The following is a 13,565-nucleotide window of genomic DNA, read 5'->3' as shown; positions in this document are numbered from 1 at the left end:
TGCGCGGTGTCGACCGTGAAGGCGTCGAGCGCGGCCAGGTTCTGGCCAAGCCCGGCACCGTCAAGCCGCACAAGAAGTTCGTCGCCGAAGCCTACATCCTGACCAAGGACGAGGGCGGCCGTCACACGCCGTTCTTCACCAACTACCGTCCGCAGTTCTATTTCCGCACGACGGACGTGACCGGCATCGTGTCGCTGCCGGAAGGCACCGAGATGGTGATGCCGGGCGACAACATCACCGTCGATGTCGAGCTGATCGTGCCGATCGCCATGGAAGAGAAGCTGCGCTTCGCCATCCGTGAAGGCGGCCGCACCGTCGGTGCCGGCATCGTCGTCACCATCAAAGAGTAATTTGGACTTAAACCGATCTGTCGCGGGCGCTGCCCGCGCCGCGCCAGAACAAGGAAGTGACGCATGAACGGACAGAATATCCGCATCCGCCTGAAGGCGTTTGATCACCGGGTGCTCGACGCCTCGACACGGGAAATCGTGTCGACCGCCAAGCGCACCGGCGCCAACGTCCGCGGCCCCATTCCGCTGCCGACGCGGATCGAAAAGTTCACGGTCAACCGGTCGCCTCACGTCGACAAGAAGAGCCGCGAGCAGTTCGAGATGCGCACGCACAAGCGTCTGCTCGACATCGTCGACCCGACCCCGCAGACGGTCGATGCTTTGATGAAGCTCGACCTGGCCGCCGGTGTCGACGTCGAGATCAAGCTCTAAGGAACCAGAGGTCAGCGGGGCGACCCGGAACTCTGAAGGAACAAGAGGCGTGGAGGGGCGACAGCCCCGACAGGGAACTCTAAAGGAATTGAACCGATGCGTTCAGGTGTGATTGCAAAGAAGGTGGGAATGACCCGCATCTACAACGATGCCGGGGAACATGTTCCCGTCACTGTTCTCCAGATGGAGAACTGCCAGGTCGTGGCGCAGCGCACGCAGGAGAAGAACGGCTATACCGCCGTCCAGCTCGGCGTTGGCCTTGCCAAGGTGAAGAACACGTCGAAGGCGATGCGCGGCCATTTCGCGACTGCTTCCGTCGAGCCCAAGGCCAAGGTTGCCGAGTTCCGCGTCTCCGCCGACAACATGATCGATGTCGGCGCCGAGATCACCGTCGAGCATTTCGTCGTCGGCCAGAAGGTCGATGTGACGGGAACCACGATCGGCAAGGGTTTCCAGGGCGTCATCAAGCGGCACCACATGGGTGGCGGCCGCGCGACGCACGGCAACTCGGTGTCGCACCGTACACACGGCTCGACCGGCCAGCGCCAGGATCCGGGCAAGGTGTTCAAGGGCAAGCATATGGCCGGCCACATGGGCGACACACGCGTCACCACGCAGAATGTCGAGGTCGTCTCGACCGACGCCGATCGCGGCCTGATCCTGATCCGCGGTGCGGTCCCGGGTTCGAAGGGTGCATGGATCCTGGTCCGCGACGCGGCCAAGGTGGCGCTTCCGGCCAACGCGCCGAAGCCCGCCGCGATCCGCGCCGTTGCAACCGATGGTGCCGCCAAGAACGAGGCCCCGGCCACAGAGGGAGCGGAATAATGGACCTCAAGATTACAACGCTTGGCGGCAAGGACGCCGGCAAGCTGAAGCTCTCCGAAGAGATTTTTGGCCTTGACCCGCGCGAGGACATCCTGCAGCGCGTCGTGCGCTGGCAGCTTGCCAAGAAGCAGCAGGGCACGCACAAGGCCAAGGGTCGCGCGGAAATCGCCCGCACCGGCGCCAAGATGTACAAGCAGAAGGGTACGGGCCGCGCCCGTCACCATTCGGCTCGCGCTCCGCAGTTCCGCGGCGGTGGCAAGGCCCACGGCCCGGTCGTGCGCAGCCACGAGCACGATCTGCCGAAGAAGGTGCGCGCGCTCGGCCTCAAGCATGCGCTTTCGGCCAAGGCCAAGAGCGCGTCGATCATCATCATCGACGAGCTGAAGCTGACCGAGGCCAAGACCAAGGCGCTGATCGCGAATTTCGCGACGCTGGGCCTGAGCAACGCCCTGGTGATCGGCGGCGCCGAGCTTGACAAGAACTTCAAGCTGGCGGCGACCAACATCCCGAACATCGACGTGCTGCCCATCCAGGGCATCAACGTCTACGACATTCTGCGCCGCGGCACGCTGGTCCTTTCCAAGGCCGCCGTCGAGGCTCTCGAGGAGCGCTTCAAATGACCGACCTTCGTCATTACGATGTGATCGTCTCGCCGGCGATCACCGAAAAGTCGACCATGGCTTCCGAGCAGAACCAGGTCGTCTTCAACGTCGCCAAGAAGGCGTCGAAGCCGGAAATCAAGGCCGCCGTCGAAGCGCTGTTCGGCGTCAAGGTGATGGCCGTGAACACGCTTGTCCGCAAGGGCAAGATCAAGCGCTTCCGCGGCACGATCGGCCGCCAGAGCGACGTCAAGAAGGCGGTTGTGACGCTGGCCGACGGCCAGTCGATCGACGTCGCGACGGGTCTCTGAGCAAGGTCGCGAGGACAGAACAATGGCACTTAAAAAATTCAACCCGGTAACGCCGAGCACCCGTCAGCTGGTCATCGTCGACCGCTCGGGCCTCTACAAGGGCAAGCCCGTCAAGGGTCTCACCGAAGGCCTGACCAAGTCGGGCGGCCGCAACAATTACGGCCGCATCACGGCCCGCTTCATCGGCGGCGGTCACAAGCGTACCTATCGCATCATCGACTTCAAGCGCCGCAAGTTCGACGTCGTCGGCACGGTCGAGCGTATCGAATACGATCCGAACCGCACCGCCTTCATCGCGCTGATCAAGTATGACGATGGCGAGCTGTCCTACATCATCGCCCCGCAGCGTCTGGCTCCCGGCGACAAGATCGTGGCCGGTGAATCGGTCGACGTGAAGCCGGGCAACGCGATGCCGCTGGCCTCGATGCCGGTCGGCACGATCGTCCACAATATCGAGCTGAAGCCCGGCAAGGGCGCTCAGGTCGCCCGTTCGGCCGGCGGTTATGGCCAGCTCGTCGGCCGCGACCAGGGCATGGCGATCCTGCGCCTCAACTCGGGCGAGCAGCGTGTCGTCCACGGCTCCTGCATGGCCACTGTCGGTGCCGTGTCCAACCCGGACCATGGCAACATCAATGACGGCAAGGCAGGCCGCACCGTGTGGCGCGGCAAGCGTCCGCACAATCGCGGCGTGACCATGAACCCGGTCGACCATCCACATGGCGGCGGCGAAGGCCGCACCTCGGGTGGCCGCCATCCGGTTTCGCCCTGGGGCAAGCCGACCAAGGGCAAGAAGACGCGGTCCAACAAGGCGACCGACAAGTTCATCCTGCGCTCGCGCCATCAGCGCAAGAGCTAAGAAGAGGTAACGCCAAGTGACTCGTTCGATTTGGAAAGGCCCCTTCATCGACGGCTACCTTCTGAAGAAGGTGGACAAGGTTCGTGAAGGTGGTCGCAATGAGGTGATCAAGATGTGGAGCCGCCGCTCCACCATCCTGCCGCAGTTCGTCGGCTTCACCTTCGGTGTCTACAACGGCCAAAAGCACGTTCCCGTCTCAGTGAACGAGGATATGGTCGGTCACAAGTTCGGTGAATTCGCTCCGACCCGGACCTATTACGGTCACGGCGCGGATAAGAAGGCGAAGAGGAAATAATCATGGGCAAGGCCAAAGCTCCGCGCAGGCTTGCTGACAACGAAGCGCGCGCCGTGTTGCGCACGATCCGTATCAGCCCGCAGAAGCTGAACCTGGTTGCCGCGCTGATCCGCGGCAAGAAGGTCGCGACAGCGCTTTCCGACCTCGAATTCTCGGCCAAGCGGATTTCCGGCACGGTCAAGAAGACGCTGGAATCGGCGATCGCCAACGCGGAAAACAACCACGACCTCGACGTCGATGCGCTGATCGTGGCGGAAGCCTATGTCGGCAAGTCGATCGTCATGAAGCGGTTCCATGCCCGTGGCCGTGGTCGCGCCAGCCGTATCGAGAAGCCGTTCTCGCACCTCACGATCGTCGTTCGTGAAGTCGAAGAAAAAGGGGAGGCCGCATAATGGGCCAGAAAGTCAATCCGATCGGTCTGCGTCTCGGCATCAACCGCACCTGGGATTCGCGCTGGTTCGCGAATACAGGCGAGTACGGTAAGCTGCTGCACGAGGACATCAAGATCCGCAAATATCTTGAGAAGGAACTCAAGCAGGCTGCGATCTCGAAGGTCGTGATCGAGCGTCCGCACAAGAAGTGCCGCGTCACCATCCATGCGGCGCGTCCGGGCCTGATCATCGGCAAGAAGGGCGCCGACATCGAGAAGCTTCGCAAGAAGCTGATGGAGATGACCAAGTCCGAGACGCATCTGAACATCGTCGAAGTGCGCAAGCCGGAGATCGACGCGACCCTGGTCGCCCAGTCGATCGCCCAGCAGCTCGAGCGCCGCATCGCGTTCCGCCGCGCCATGAAGCGCGCCGTGCAGTCGGCGATGCGCCTCGGTGCCGAAGGCATCCGCATCAACTGCGCCGGCCGTCTCGGCGGCGCCGAGATCGCGCGCATGGAATGGTATCGTGAAGGCCGCGTGCCACTGCATACGCTGCGTGCCGACGTCGACTACGGCACGGCCGAAGCGAATACGGCCTACGGCATTTGCGGCGTCAAGGTCTGGGTGTTCAAGGGCGAGATCCTCGAGCACGACCCGATGGCTTCGGAGCGCCGCGCCACCGAGGGCGATCATGCGCATGGCGGTGGTGGTGAGCGCGAACGCGGTCGCCGTCGCGAAAACGCGTAAGACAGTTAGGAATTTGGAGTTAGAACGATGCTGCAGCCAAAGCGCACAAAGTTCCGTAAGCAGTTCAAGGGCCGCATCCACGGTACCGCCAAGGGCGGCACCAACCTGGATTTCGGTGGTTTCGGGCTGAAGGCGCTTGAGCCGAACCGCGTCACCGCGCGTGAGATCGAGGCGGCCCGCCGCGCGATCACCCGCGAGATGAAGCGTGCCGGCCGCGTGTGGATCCGTATCTTCCCGGACGTGCCGGTGACGTCGAAGCCGACAGAAGTCCGCATGGGCAAGGGCAAGGGCGCGGTCGACTACTGGGCGGCACGCGTCAAGCCAGGCCGCATCATGTTCGAGATCGACGGCGTCAACGAGGAAACCGCCCGTGAGGCGCTGCGTCTCGGCGCGGCCAAGCTCTCGGTCAGGACGCGCTTCGTACAGCGCATCGCAGAATAAGGACGGGCTGATCATGAAAGCCGAAGACATCCGGACCAAGACCCAGGACCAGCTGACCGACGACCTGGCCAGCCTGAAGAAGGAGCAGTTCAACCTGCGCTTCCAGAAGGCCACCGGCCAGCTTGAGAAGACCGCGCGCGTGAGGCAGGTCCGCAAGGACATTGCGCGTATCAAGACCATCGCTGCGGAAAAGTCCGCGGCCAAGAAGGCTTAAGGACGAAAACCATGCCAAAGCGCATTCTGCAGGGCACCGTCGTCAGCGACAAGAACGAGAAGACGGTTGTCGTCAAGGTCGAACGGCGCTTCACGCATCCCGTGATGAAGAAGACCGTGCGCATGACCAAGAAGTACAAGGCGCACGACGAGAACAACGCCCACAAGGTCGGCGATCAGGTGTTCATCCAGGAATCGAAGCCGATTTCCAAGGACAAGCGCTGGGTCGTGGTGTCTTCGGACCAGGCCTGATCAGGGCTAACGAAACGAATTTTGGACAGACCGGGGAGGGGTGAGAAACCCGTCCCGTTAGAAAAGAAGAAGGCGGCCAGTCATGATTCAGATGCAAACAAACCTCGACGTCGCGGATAATTCCGGCGCCCGTCGTGTCATGTGCATCAAGGTGCTGGGCGGCTCGAAGCGGAAATACGCTTCCGTGGGCGACATCATCGTGGTGTCGATCAAGGAAGCGATCCCGCGCGGCCGCGTCAAGAAGGGCGATGTGATGAAGGCGGTCGTGGTTCGCACGGCCAAGGACATCCGCCGCCCGGACGGCAGCGTGATCCGTTTCGACAAGAACGCAGCCGTTCTCGTCGACAACAAGAAAGAGCCGATCGGCACGCGTATCTTCGGACCGGTTCCGCGCGAACTCCGCGCCAAGAACCACATGAAGATCATCTCGCTCGCGCCTGAAGTGCTGTAAGGAGCCGGACCAATGCAAAAGATTAGAAAAGGCGACAAGGTCGTCGTGCTGGCCGGCAAGGACAAGGGCCGTTCGGGCGAAGTCCTCTCGGTGCAGCCGAAGGACGACACCGCGCTGGTGCGCGGCGTCAACCTGATCCGTCGTCACCAGAAGCAGTCCCAGTCCCAAGAGGGCGGGATCATCACCAAGGAAGCGCCGATCCAGCTGTCGAACATCGCGCTGGCCGACCCCAAGGATGGTAAGCCGACCCGCGTCGGCTTCATCTTCCAGAAGGACGGCAAGAAGGTGCGCGTCGCCAAGCGCTCGGGAGAAGTCATCAATGGCTAAGGCTCAAACCAAGCAGGCAACTGCCCAGAACACGCCCCGCCTCAAGCAGGTCTATAACGAGACCATCCGCAAGGCGCTGCAGGAGCAGTTCGGCTACGACAACGAGATGCAGGTTCCGCGCATCGACAAGATCGTGCTGAACATGGGCGTCGGCGAGGCGACCGGCGATTCGAAGAAGCCTTCGATCGCGGCGGAAGACCTTGCGATGATCGCCGGCCAGAAGGCTGTCGTCACCCGCGCCCGCAACTCGATCGCCGGCTTCAAGGTCCGCGAGAAGATGCCGATCGGCGCCAAGGTCACGCTGCGCAAGGAACGCATGTACGAGTTCCTCGATCGTCTCGTGAACATCGCACTGCCGCGCGTCCGCGACTTCCGCGGGCTCAACCCGAAGAGCTTCGATGGCCGTGGCAACTATGCCATGGGCATCAAGGAACACATCGTGTTTCCGGAGATCAACTACGACAAGGTTGATCAGATCTGGGGCATGGACGTCATCGTTTGTACGACTGCGAAGACGGACGACGAAGCCAGGGCATTGCTCAAGGCCTTCAACTTCCCCTTCCGCCAGTAACGGCAGCGAGAAAAGGAAAAATCTGAAATGGCAAAGACCAGCTCAGTCGAGAAGAACAACAGGCGCCGCAAGCTTGCGGACCAGTTCGCTGCCAAGCGCAAGGTGCTCAAGGCGATCATCATGGATCAGTCCAAGCCGATGGAAGAGCGCTTCCGCGCTCAGCTGAAGCTTTCGGCGCTGCCGCGCAACTCGGCCAAGACCCGCATCCGCAACCGCTGCGAAGTCACCGGACGTCCGCGTGCCTATTATCGCAAGCTCAAAGTATCGCGTATCGCGCTTCGTGATCTCGGCAATAACGGCCAGATCCCGGGCCTGGTCAAGTCGAGCTGGTAAGGAGGACATAACATGTCATTGAGCGATCCTCTCGGCGATATGCTGACCCGCATCCGCAACGCGTATGGCCGTAAGAAGTCGAGCGTTTCGACGCCGGCCTCGCGCCTGCGTACCCGCGTCCTCGACGTGCTGAAGGCCGAAGGCTATATCCGCGACTACAGCCAGACCGACTTCGACAACGGCAAGTCCGAAATCGAGATCGAGCTGAAGTATTTCGACGGTGCGCCGGTGGTGCGCGAAATCGCCCGTGTCTCGAAGCCCGGCCGCCGCGTCTACGTTTCGGCCAAGTCGATACCGCACGTCGCCAACGGCCTCGGCATCGCCATCCTTTCGACGCCGAAGGGCGTGATGGCCGACCACGAAGCGCGCGAACAGAATGTCGGCGGGGAAATCCTCTGCCAGATCTTCTGATCTGTACGTGACCCCAATTGGAAACCGGTTTCGGGATCAAATCCCGAAGCCGAGACCTGAAACAAGAGAAGTGACGAGGACAACAAAATGTCTCGTATTGGAAAGAAGCCCGTTTCGCTGCCGCAGGGCGTGACCGCGACCGTCAACGGCCAGACCGTGACGGCGAAGGGTCCGAAGGGCGAGCTGAAGTTCGTGGTGAACGACGAAGTGCTGGTCAAGATGGAAGGCAGCGAGATCGCTGTCCAGCCGCGCGACCAGACCAAGACCGCCCGCTCCAAATGGGGCATGTCGCGCACGCAGATCGTCAACATCCTGCAGGGCGTCAAGGACGGCTTCGAAAAGAAGCTCGAGATCACCGGCGTCGGCTATCGTGCCGCCATGCAGGGCAAGAACCTGCAGCTGGCGCTCGGCTTCAGCCATGACGTCGTCTACGAAACGCCGCAGGGCGTGACGATTTCGGTGCCGAAGCCGACGGAAATCACCGTGACCGGCATCGACAAGCAGCAGGTCGGCCAGGTTGCCGCCGAGATCCGCGAGTATCGCAGCCCCGAGCCCTACAAGGGCAAGGGTGTCCGCTATGCTGGCGAGAAGATCGTCCGCAAGGAAGGCAAGAAGAAGTAATTTTAACGCCGCGGGGAGCGGTCGCGGGAGGCGCTTCGCCTACCGCATATGGTTGCCCCCGTTTTTTGAAGGCAAGGAACTGATATCATGGGCTCGAAAGAATCCACCCAACGCCGCGCTCAGCGCGTCCGCCGCCAGATCAAGAAAGTTGCCGGCGATCGTCCGCGCCTGTCGGTCCATCGCACGTCGAAGAACATCTACGTCCAGGTCATCGACGACGCCAAGGGCCACACCATCGCCGCTGCTTCGACGCTCGAGAAGGAGCTCAAGGGTTCGCTCAAGACCGGCGCCGACACCGCGGCCGCAGCTGCCATCGGCAAGCTGATCGCCGAGCGTGCCTCGAAGGCCGGCGTCAAGGAAGTCGTCTTCGACCGCGGTGCCTACATCTACCACGGCCGCGTCAAGGCGCTTGCCGAGGCTGCCCGTGAAGGTGGTCTGAGCTTCTAAAGCATGATCCCGAACCGGAGGTCAGCGCAGCAAAAAGTTGCAGACTTTTCGGATAGGATCATGCGAAGGAAAAAAGAGCTTTCGCCCCCGGCGACCCACAGAGGCGCCGGATATCATCATCAACCGTGCTTCCGGAAAAAAACAAGGAACAGGATATGGCACAGGAACGTAGGGATGGCGGCCGCGGCCGTGATCGCGAAGAGCGCGACGACGGCATGGTCGACAAGCTCGTCCACATCAACCGTGTCGCCAAGGTCGTCAAGGGCGGCCGGCGCTTCGGCTTTGCAGCGCTCGTCGTCGTCGGCGACCAGAAGGGCCGCGTCGGCTTCGGTCACGGCAAGGCGCGCGAAGTGCCGGAGGCGATCCGTAAGGCGACCGAATCGGCCAAGCGCGACATGATCTTCGTGCCGCTGCGCTCGGGCCGCACGCTGCACCATGACGTCGAGGGACGCTGGGGCGCGGGACGTGTTCTGCTGCGCGCTGCCAAGCAAGGTACCGGCATCATCGCCGGCGGCCCGATGCGCGCCGTCTTCGAGACGCTCGGCATGCATGACGTGGTCGCCAAGTCGATGGGTTCTTCGAACCCCTACAACATGGTTCGCGCCACATTCGACGCGTTGAAGAGCCAGATGCATCCGAAGGATGTGGCTGCTGCGCGCGGCATTAAGTATTCGACCCTTCAGGCCCGCCGCGGCACCGCCGTTGCGGCTGAAGAATAGTCGAAGCTGACCAGGGATCTGACCATGGCCAAGAAAGCAACCAAGACCATCACCGTCGAGCAGATCGGCTCGCCGATCCGCCGGCCGAAGGAGCAGCGCGCAACGCTGGTCGGCCTCGGCCTCAACAAGATGCACAAGCAGCGCACGCTGGAGGATACGCCCTCGGTGCGCGGCATGATCGCTGCCGTCCAGCATCTCGTCCGCGTCGTGGACGAGGGCTGAGCCAGAGCGCAGGAGAACCCAGATGAAACTCAACGATCTGCGTGACAAGGACGGCGCGACGCATTCCAAGAAGCGTCTTGGCCGTGGCATCGGCTCCGGTTCGGGCAAGACCGCCGGTCGCGGCGTCAAGGGCCAGAAGGCGCGCTCCGGCGTCGCCGTCAACGGCTTCGAGGGTGGCCAGATGCCGCTCTACCGTCGTCTGCCGAAGCGCGGCTTCAACAATATCTTCGCCAAGAGCTTCACCGTTGTGTCGCTGGCCCGCATCCAGGCTGCGCTCGATGCCAAGAAGCTCGATGCTAAGACAGTTGTGACGGCCGAGGCGCTGGTTGCGGCCGGCGTCATCCGTCGCGTCAAGGACGGCGTGCGCATCCTTTCGGACGGCGACATCAAGGCCAAGCTTGCCTTCGACGTGGCCGGAGCCTCCAAGGCCGCGGTCGAGAAGATCGAAAAGGCCGGCGGTTCGGTGAAGTTGCCTGAGAAAGCAGCCGCCGAGTAACGGCAATTTGAAGCACGGTCGGCAAAGGTGGAATTCGGTTTTGCCTTCGGTCGTGCTTTGATCCGACAGATGTGGCGGCCGCATCAACGCGGCCGCTTGCATGTTTGCAGTCCGGAGCTTATCTCGTGAGCTTCGGTGACACGCGCCGCCTGAGCTGCGGGCATCGAGCGTGACCAAGCGGAGAATCAGGCATGGCTTCGGCTGCTGAACAACTAGCCTCGAATCTGAATTTTTCGGCCTTCGCCAAAGCCGAGGATCTGAAGAAGCGCATCTGGTTCACCATCGGCGCGCTGCTCGTTTACCGCCTTGGCACCTATATCCCGCTGCCCGGCATCAATCCCGACGCTTTCGCCCAGGCCTTCTCGTCGCAGAGCAAGGGCGTACTCGGCATGTTCAACATGTTCGCCGGTGGCGCCGTGCAGCGCATGGCGATCTTTGCCCTCGGCATCATGCCCTATATCTCCGCCTCCATCATCATGCAGCTGATGACCTCGGTCATTCCTTCGCTGGAAGCGCTGAAGAAGGAGGGCGAGCAGGGTCGCAAGATCATCAACCAGTACACGCGCTACGGCACCGTGCTTCTGGCGCTGGTCCAGGCCTATGGCATTTCGGTCGGGCTTGAGGGCGGCAATGGCATCGTCAACGATCCCGGCATGTTCTTCCGCATCTCCACCGTCGTCACGCTGGTCGGCGGTACCATGTTCCTGATGTGGCTTGGCGAGCAGATCACCGCCCGCGGCATCGGCAACGGCATTTCGCTGATCATCTTCTCCGGCATCGTCGCCGGCCTGCCGCGCGCCATCTCCGGCACGCTGGAGCTTGGCCGCACCGGCGCACTGTCGACCGGCCTGATCCTGGCGATCATCGTGCTCGCCATCGTCGTCATCGCGCTGATCGTCTTCTTCGAGCGCGCCCAGCGCCGCCTGCTGATCCAGTATCCCAAGCGCCAGGTCGGCAATCGCATGTTCCAGGGCGATACCTCGCATCTGCCGCTGAAGCTCAACACGTCCGGCGTCATTCCGCCGATCTTCGCCTCGTCGCTGCTGCTGCTTCCGGCAACGGTTGCCGGCTTCTCGCAGACGACCAATATGCCTGCCTGGGCGAGCACCATCCTGGCGGCGCTCGGCCACGGCCAGCCGCTCTATATGGCCTTCTACGCTGCCATGATCGTGTTCTTCGCCTTCTTCTATACGGCGATCGTCTTCAATCCGAAGGACACCGCCGACCAGCTCAAGAAGCATTCGGGCTTCATCCCGGGCTATCGTCCGGGCGAGCGCACTGCGGACTATATCGACTATGTGCTCACCCGCATCACCGTCGTCGGCGCCATCTATCTGGTGCTGGTGTGTCTGCTGCCCGAGTTCCTGATTTCAGCGACTGGCGTACCGTTCTACCTTGGTGGCACTTCGCTCCTGATCGTGGTCAGTGTAACGCTCGATACGGTGGCGCAGATTCAGGGTCACCTGATCGCGCACCAGTATGAGGGCCTGATCAAGAAGTCGAAGCTGCGCGGGGGGAAGAAGGCCAGATGAGGTTGATATTGCTTGGACCGCCGGGGGCGGGCAAGGGGACACAAGCACTGAGACTGGTAGAAAGACACGGCATCCCACAGCTTTCCACGGGGGACATGCTGCGTGCTGCTGTTCAGGCCGGCACCGAAGTCGGCAGGCGAGCCAAGGCGGTGATGGATGCTGGTGAACTGGTGTCCGACGCTATCGTCAACGCCATCGTGGCCGAGCGCATCGATCAAGCCGATTGCGCAAACGGCTTCATCCTTGACGGATACCCGCGAACCCTGGTGCAAGCGGACGCCGTTGAGGAAATGCTTTCGGATCGCGGGCTGGAGCTAGACGCGGTCATCGAATTTGTCGTCGACGACAAGGCGCTGGTTGGCCGAATCGTCAAACGCGCCGAGGACGCCAAGGCCGCAGGCCTGCCGGTGCGCAAGGACGACAGCCCAGCGGTGTTCGAAGAACGCTTGAGGGAATATTACAAGAAAACCTCGCCGCTGATCGGCTACTACTACGCCAAGGGCAAGCTCAGGGGCGTCGATGGCATGGCCGACATCGATGCGGTGACGCAGCAGATCGAGGCGGTGCTCAGGGCGACGACCCGGCAGGTTGGCCAGGCGGCCGGCTAGAGAAACGAACGATTGCGCTTGACTGGAGCGGTCCGCTGGGGTATGGCGGCCCGTCTTCCTATCAGGCATGAGGCTTGCTTGTCCGCAAGGGCAAGGCAGGCCGCTTTGAACTGGAAACTCCCGCAAGGGCCGGCCTCCACCGGACGCGGGGCAACTTGAAGCGCCGGCTCGTCCGGCCTATATGGAGAAGAGAAGAACATGGCTCGTATAGCCGGCGTCAACATTCCTACCAACAAGCGCGTCGTCATTGCGCTTCAATACATTCACGGCATTGGCAAGAAGTTCGCCCAGGAGATCGTCGACAAGGTCGGCATCCCGGCCGAGCGCCGCGTCAACCAGCTGACCGACGCGGAAGTGCTGCAGATCCGGGAGACCATCGACCGCGACTACCAGGTCGAGGGCGACCTGCGCCGCGAAGTGTCGATGAACATCAAGCGGCTCATGGACCTCGGCTGCTACCGCGGCCTGCGTCACCGCCGCTCGCTGCCGGTTCGTGGCCAGCGCACGCACACCAATGCGCGCACCCGCAAAGGCCCAGCCAAGTCGATTGCCGGAAAGAAGAAGTAATTTAGGGCAGTAAGAGAGTAGGGCAGTAAGGCAATAGGAACGGCAGACATACTGCCCTACTGCCATATTCCCCTACTGCCTTCTCCCTGGTGGAGCCGCTGGCATTACGGCGGTGTAGAGATCAACTGAAAGGACTATCATGGCCAAGGAAGCCGCTCGTGTTCGCCGTCGCGAACGCAAGAACATCTCGTCGGGCGTTGCCCACGTCAATTCGACCTTCAACAACACGATGATCACCATCACCGACGCGCAGGGCAATTCCATTGCCTGGTCGTCGGCCGGAGCCCAGGGCTTCAAGGGATCGCGCAAGTCGACCCCTTTCGCTGCCCAGATGGCCGCCGAAGATGTTGCCAAGAAGGCTCAGGAACACGGCATGCGCATGCTCGAGGTCGAGGTCTGTGGACCCGGCTCCGGTCGTGAATCGGCGCTGCGGGCGCTGCAGGCAGCAGGCTTCACCATCACCTCGATCCGTGATGTGACGCCGATCCCGCACAATGGCTGCCGCCCGCGCAAGAAGCGCCGCGTCTAAAGAGAATTTACCGAACGCCGCGCGAGCGCCTCAAGGGCGCTCCTCCACGGCATTCCAGGTCGCCCGCCACGATTGGATGGTGGCGGGACAACGGAAGGAA

Annotated in this window: 26 protein-coding genes; all 26 read left to right on the top strand. The window is 62.1% G+C overall.

Features of this window, described 5'->3' with window-relative positions; all coding sequences use genetic code 11:
• The coding region (locus NKH05_RS30305) for an EF-Tu C-terminal domain-related protein (RefSeq protein ID WP_502907630.1) at positions 1-350 on the top strand (350 nt) is incomplete at its 5' end.
• A 63-nt stretch (positions 351-413) separates the two neighbouring features.
• A complete protein-coding gene (gene rpsJ, locus NKH05_RS30300; RefSeq protein ID WP_006205468.1) occupies positions 414-722 on the top strand; it encodes a 30S ribosomal protein S10 in 309 nt (102 codons plus the stop codon).
• Positions 723-818: 96 nt separating this feature from the next.
• On the top strand, positions 819-1,547 hold the full coding sequence (gene rplC / locus NKH05_RS30295; RefSeq protein WP_023717519.1) for a 50S ribosomal protein L3: 729 nt from the start codon (positions 819-821) through the stop codon (positions 1,545-1,547).
• Entirely contained in the window at positions 1,547-2,167 is a 621-nt protein-coding gene (gene rplD / locus NKH05_RS30290; protein WP_023675140.1) for a 50S ribosomal protein L4, read from the top strand. The genes rplC and rplD overlap by 1 nt, the downstream gene beginning before the upstream one ends.
• Positions 2,164-2,457: a 50S ribosomal protein L23 gene (locus NKH05_RS30285; protein ID WP_006205465.1), complete on the top strand. Its 294-nt coding sequence runs from the start codon at positions 2,164-2,166 to the stop codon at positions 2,455-2,457. Before rplD ends, NKH05_RS30285 begins: the two co-directional genes overlap by 4 nt.
• 22 nt (positions 2,458-2,479) lie before the next feature.
• On the top strand, positions 2,480-3,313 hold the full coding sequence (gene rplB, locus NKH05_RS30280) for a 50S ribosomal protein L2 (RefSeq protein ID WP_023675138.1): 834 nt from the start codon (positions 2,480-2,482) through the stop codon (positions 3,311-3,313).
• 16 nt (positions 3,314-3,329) lie between these two features.
• Positions 3,330-3,608: a 30S ribosomal protein S19 gene (rpsS, locus tag NKH05_RS30275; protein WP_006205463.1), complete on the top strand. Its 279-nt coding sequence runs from the start codon at positions 3,330-3,332 to the stop codon at positions 3,606-3,608.
• Positions 3,609-3,610: 2 nt separating this feature from the next.
• Entirely contained in the window at positions 3,611-4,000 is a 390-nt protein-coding gene (gene rplV / locus NKH05_RS30270; protein WP_006205462.1) for a 50S ribosomal protein L22, read from the top strand.
• Positions 4,000-4,725: a 30S ribosomal protein S3 gene (gene rpsC, locus NKH05_RS30265; protein WP_023675137.1), complete on the top strand. Its 726-nt coding sequence runs from the start codon at positions 4,000-4,002 to the stop codon at positions 4,723-4,725. The genes rplV and rpsC overlap by 1 nt, the downstream gene beginning before the upstream one ends.
• 27 nt (positions 4,726-4,752) lie before the next feature.
• Positions 4,753-5,166, top strand: a complete 414-nt coding sequence (gene rplP, locus NKH05_RS30260) for a 50S ribosomal protein L16 (RefSeq protein WP_006205460.1) — start codon at positions 4,753-4,755, stop codon at positions 5,164-5,166.
• A 13-nt stretch (positions 5,167-5,179) separates the two neighbouring features.
• A complete protein-coding gene (rpmC, locus tag NKH05_RS30255) occupies positions 5,180-5,380 on the top strand; it encodes a 50S ribosomal protein L29 (RefSeq protein WP_006205459.1) in 201 nt (66 codons plus the stop codon).
• Between the two features lie 11 nt (positions 5,381-5,391).
• Entirely contained in the window at positions 5,392-5,631 is a 240-nt protein-coding gene (gene rpsQ / locus NKH05_RS30250) for a 30S ribosomal protein S17 (RefSeq protein ID WP_023675136.1), read from the top strand.
• 82 nt (positions 5,632-5,713) lie between these two features.
• On the top strand, positions 5,714-6,082 hold the full coding sequence (rplN, locus tag NKH05_RS30245) for a 50S ribosomal protein L14 (protein WP_006205457.1): 369 nt from the start codon (positions 5,714-5,716) through the stop codon (positions 6,080-6,082).
• 12 nt (positions 6,083-6,094) lie between these two features.
• Positions 6,095-6,409: a 50S ribosomal protein L24 gene (gene rplX / locus NKH05_RS30240; protein WP_254817150.1), complete on the top strand. Its 315-nt coding sequence runs from the start codon at positions 6,095-6,097 to the stop codon at positions 6,407-6,409.
• The gene (gene rplE, locus NKH05_RS30235) at positions 6,402-6,980 is read left to right on the top strand and encodes a 50S ribosomal protein L5 (RefSeq protein WP_023717521.1); all 579 of its coding nucleotides are present in this window, start codon (positions 6,402-6,404) and stop codon (positions 6,978-6,980) included. The genes rplX and rplE overlap by 8 nt, the downstream gene beginning before the upstream one ends.
• Before the next feature lie 27 nt (positions 6,981-7,007).
• Positions 7,008-7,313 (top strand): 30S ribosomal protein S14, encoded by a 306-nt coding sequence (gene rpsN, locus NKH05_RS30230; protein WP_023675134.1) that lies wholly within the window; start codon positions 7,008-7,010, stop codon positions 7,311-7,313.
• A 12-nt stretch (positions 7,314-7,325) separates the two neighbouring features.
• Positions 7,326-7,724, top strand: a complete 399-nt coding sequence (gene rpsH, locus NKH05_RS30225; protein ID WP_006205453.1) for a 30S ribosomal protein S8 — start codon at positions 7,326-7,328, stop codon at positions 7,722-7,724.
• A gap of 87 nt (positions 7,725-7,811) precedes the next feature.
• Positions 7,812-8,345 carry a 50S ribosomal protein L6 gene (gene rplF, locus NKH05_RS30220; RefSeq protein WP_023675133.1) on the top strand — a complete coding sequence of 178 codons (534 nt, stop codon included), beginning with the start codon at positions 7,812-7,814 and terminating at the stop codon, positions 8,343-8,345.
• An 87-nt stretch (positions 8,346-8,432) separates the two neighbouring features.
• Positions 8,433-8,792 carry a 50S ribosomal protein L18 gene (gene rplR, locus NKH05_RS30215; protein WP_023675132.1) on the top strand — a complete coding sequence of 120 codons (360 nt, stop codon included), beginning with the start codon at positions 8,433-8,435 and terminating at the stop codon, positions 8,790-8,792.
• Between the two features lie 155 nt (positions 8,793-8,947).
• Complete coding sequence (rpsE, locus tag NKH05_RS30210; protein WP_006333394.1) at positions 8,948-9,511, top strand: 30S ribosomal protein S5; 564 nt, start codon at positions 8,948-8,950, stop codon at positions 9,509-9,511.
• Between the two features lie 24 nt (positions 9,512-9,535).
• Positions 9,536-9,733, top strand: coding sequence for a 50S ribosomal protein L30 (rpmD, locus tag NKH05_RS30205; RefSeq protein WP_006205449.1), 198 nt, complete (start codon positions 9,536-9,538; stop codon positions 9,731-9,733).
• Positions 9,734-9,755: 22 nt separating this feature from the next.
• Positions 9,756-10,229 carry a 50S ribosomal protein L15 gene (gene rplO / locus NKH05_RS30200; protein WP_023717522.1) on the top strand — a complete coding sequence of 158 codons (474 nt, stop codon included), beginning with the start codon at positions 9,756-9,758 and terminating at the stop codon, positions 10,227-10,229.
• Between the two features lie 191 nt (positions 10,230-10,420).
• Positions 10,421-11,761 (top strand): preprotein translocase subunit SecY, encoded by a 1,341-nt coding sequence (secY, locus tag NKH05_RS30195; protein ID WP_023717523.1) that lies wholly within the window; start codon positions 10,421-10,423, stop codon positions 11,759-11,761.
• Positions 11,758-12,369 (top strand): adenylate kinase, encoded by a 612-nt coding sequence (locus NKH05_RS30190; RefSeq protein WP_023717524.1) that lies wholly within the window; start codon positions 11,758-11,760, stop codon positions 12,367-12,369. The genes secY and NKH05_RS30190 overlap by 4 nt, the downstream gene beginning before the upstream one ends.
• A gap of 198 nt (positions 12,370-12,567) precedes the next feature.
• Entirely contained in the window at positions 12,568-12,936 is a 369-nt protein-coding gene (gene rpsM, locus NKH05_RS30185; protein WP_006205445.1) for a 30S ribosomal protein S13, read from the top strand.
• A 139-nt stretch (positions 12,937-13,075) separates the two neighbouring features.
• A complete protein-coding gene (gene rpsK / locus NKH05_RS30180) occupies positions 13,076-13,465 on the top strand; it encodes a 30S ribosomal protein S11 (RefSeq protein WP_006205444.1) in 390 nt (129 codons plus the stop codon).
• The last annotated feature ends 100 nt before the right edge of the window (positions 13,466-13,565 follow it).

This window comes from Mesorhizobium sp. M1399, from assembly GCF_040317735.1.
In the GTDB taxonomy this organism is placed as follows: Bacteria; Pseudomonadota; Alphaproteobacteria; order Rhizobiales; family Rhizobiaceae; genus Mesorhizobium.
This window is presented reverse-complemented; position numbering and strand designations above follow the sequence as displayed.

What these genes read in the sequence shown, in the direction of transcription:
- rpsJ (WP_006205468.1), top strand. Translation starts at nt 414, where the DNA reads ATGAACGGACAGAATATCCGCATCCGCCTGAAGGCGTTTGATCACCGG.
- rplC (WP_023717519.1), top strand. Translation starts at nt 819, where the DNA reads ATGCGTTCAGGTGTGATTGCAAAGAAGGTGGGAATGACCCGCATCTAC.
- rplD (WP_023675140.1), top strand. Translation starts at nt 1,547, where the DNA reads ATGGACCTCAAGATTACAACGCTTGGCGGCAAGGACGCCGGCAAGCTG.
- NKH05_RS30285 (WP_006205465.1), top strand. Translation starts at nt 2,164, where the DNA reads ATGACCGACCTTCGTCATTACGATGTGATCGTCTCGCCGGCGATCACC.
- rplB (WP_023675138.1), top strand. Translation starts at nt 2,480, where the DNA reads ATGGCACTTAAAAAATTCAACCCGGTAACGCCGAGCACCCGTCAGCTG.
- rplV (WP_006205462.1), top strand. Translation starts at nt 3,611, where the DNA reads ATGGGCAAGGCCAAAGCTCCGCGCAGGCTTGCTGACAACGAAGCGCGC.
- rpsC (WP_023675137.1), top strand. Translation starts at nt 4,000, where the DNA reads ATGGGCCAGAAAGTCAATCCGATCGGTCTGCGTCTCGGCATCAACCGC.
- rplP (WP_006205460.1), top strand. Translation starts at nt 4,753, where the DNA reads ATGCTGCAGCCAAAGCGCACAAAGTTCCGTAAGCAGTTCAAGGGCCGC.
- rpmC (WP_006205459.1), top strand. Translation starts at nt 5,180, where the DNA reads ATGAAAGCCGAAGACATCCGGACCAAGACCCAGGACCAGCTGACCGAC.
- rpsQ (WP_023675136.1), top strand. Translation starts at nt 5,392, where the DNA reads ATGCCAAAGCGCATTCTGCAGGGCACCGTCGTCAGCGACAAGAACGAG.
- rplN (WP_006205457.1), top strand. Translation starts at nt 5,714, where the DNA reads ATGATTCAGATGCAAACAAACCTCGACGTCGCGGATAATTCCGGCGCC.
- rplX (WP_254817150.1), top strand. Translation starts at nt 6,095, where the DNA reads ATGCAAAAGATTAGAAAAGGCGACAAGGTCGTCGTGCTGGCCGGCAAG.
- rplE (WP_023717521.1), top strand. Translation starts at nt 6,402, where the DNA reads ATGGCTAAGGCTCAAACCAAGCAGGCAACTGCCCAGAACACGCCCCGC.
- rpsN (WP_023675134.1), top strand. Translation starts at nt 7,008, where the DNA reads ATGGCAAAGACCAGCTCAGTCGAGAAGAACAACAGGCGCCGCAAGCTT.
- rpsH (WP_006205453.1), top strand. Translation starts at nt 7,326, where the DNA reads ATGTCATTGAGCGATCCTCTCGGCGATATGCTGACCCGCATCCGCAAC.
- rplF (WP_023675133.1), top strand. Translation starts at nt 7,812, where the DNA reads ATGTCTCGTATTGGAAAGAAGCCCGTTTCGCTGCCGCAGGGCGTGACC.
- rplR (WP_023675132.1), top strand. Translation starts at nt 8,433, where the DNA reads ATGGGCTCGAAAGAATCCACCCAACGCCGCGCTCAGCGCGTCCGCCGC.
- rpsE (WP_006333394.1), top strand. Translation starts at nt 8,948, where the DNA reads ATGGCACAGGAACGTAGGGATGGCGGCCGCGGCCGTGATCGCGAAGAG.
- rpmD (WP_006205449.1), top strand. Translation starts at nt 9,536, where the DNA reads ATGGCCAAGAAAGCAACCAAGACCATCACCGTCGAGCAGATCGGCTCG.
- rplO (WP_023717522.1), top strand. Translation starts at nt 9,756, where the DNA reads ATGAAACTCAACGATCTGCGTGACAAGGACGGCGCGACGCATTCCAAG.
- secY (WP_023717523.1), top strand. Translation starts at nt 10,421, where the DNA reads ATGGCTTCGGCTGCTGAACAACTAGCCTCGAATCTGAATTTTTCGGCC.
- NKH05_RS30190 (WP_023717524.1), top strand. Translation starts at nt 11,758, where the DNA reads ATGAGGTTGATATTGCTTGGACCGCCGGGGGCGGGCAAGGGGACACAA.
- rpsM (WP_006205445.1), top strand. Translation starts at nt 12,568, where the DNA reads ATGGCTCGTATAGCCGGCGTCAACATTCCTACCAACAAGCGCGTCGTC.
- rpsK (WP_006205444.1), top strand. Translation starts at nt 13,076, where the DNA reads ATGGCCAAGGAAGCCGCTCGTGTTCGCCGTCGCGAACGCAAGAACATC.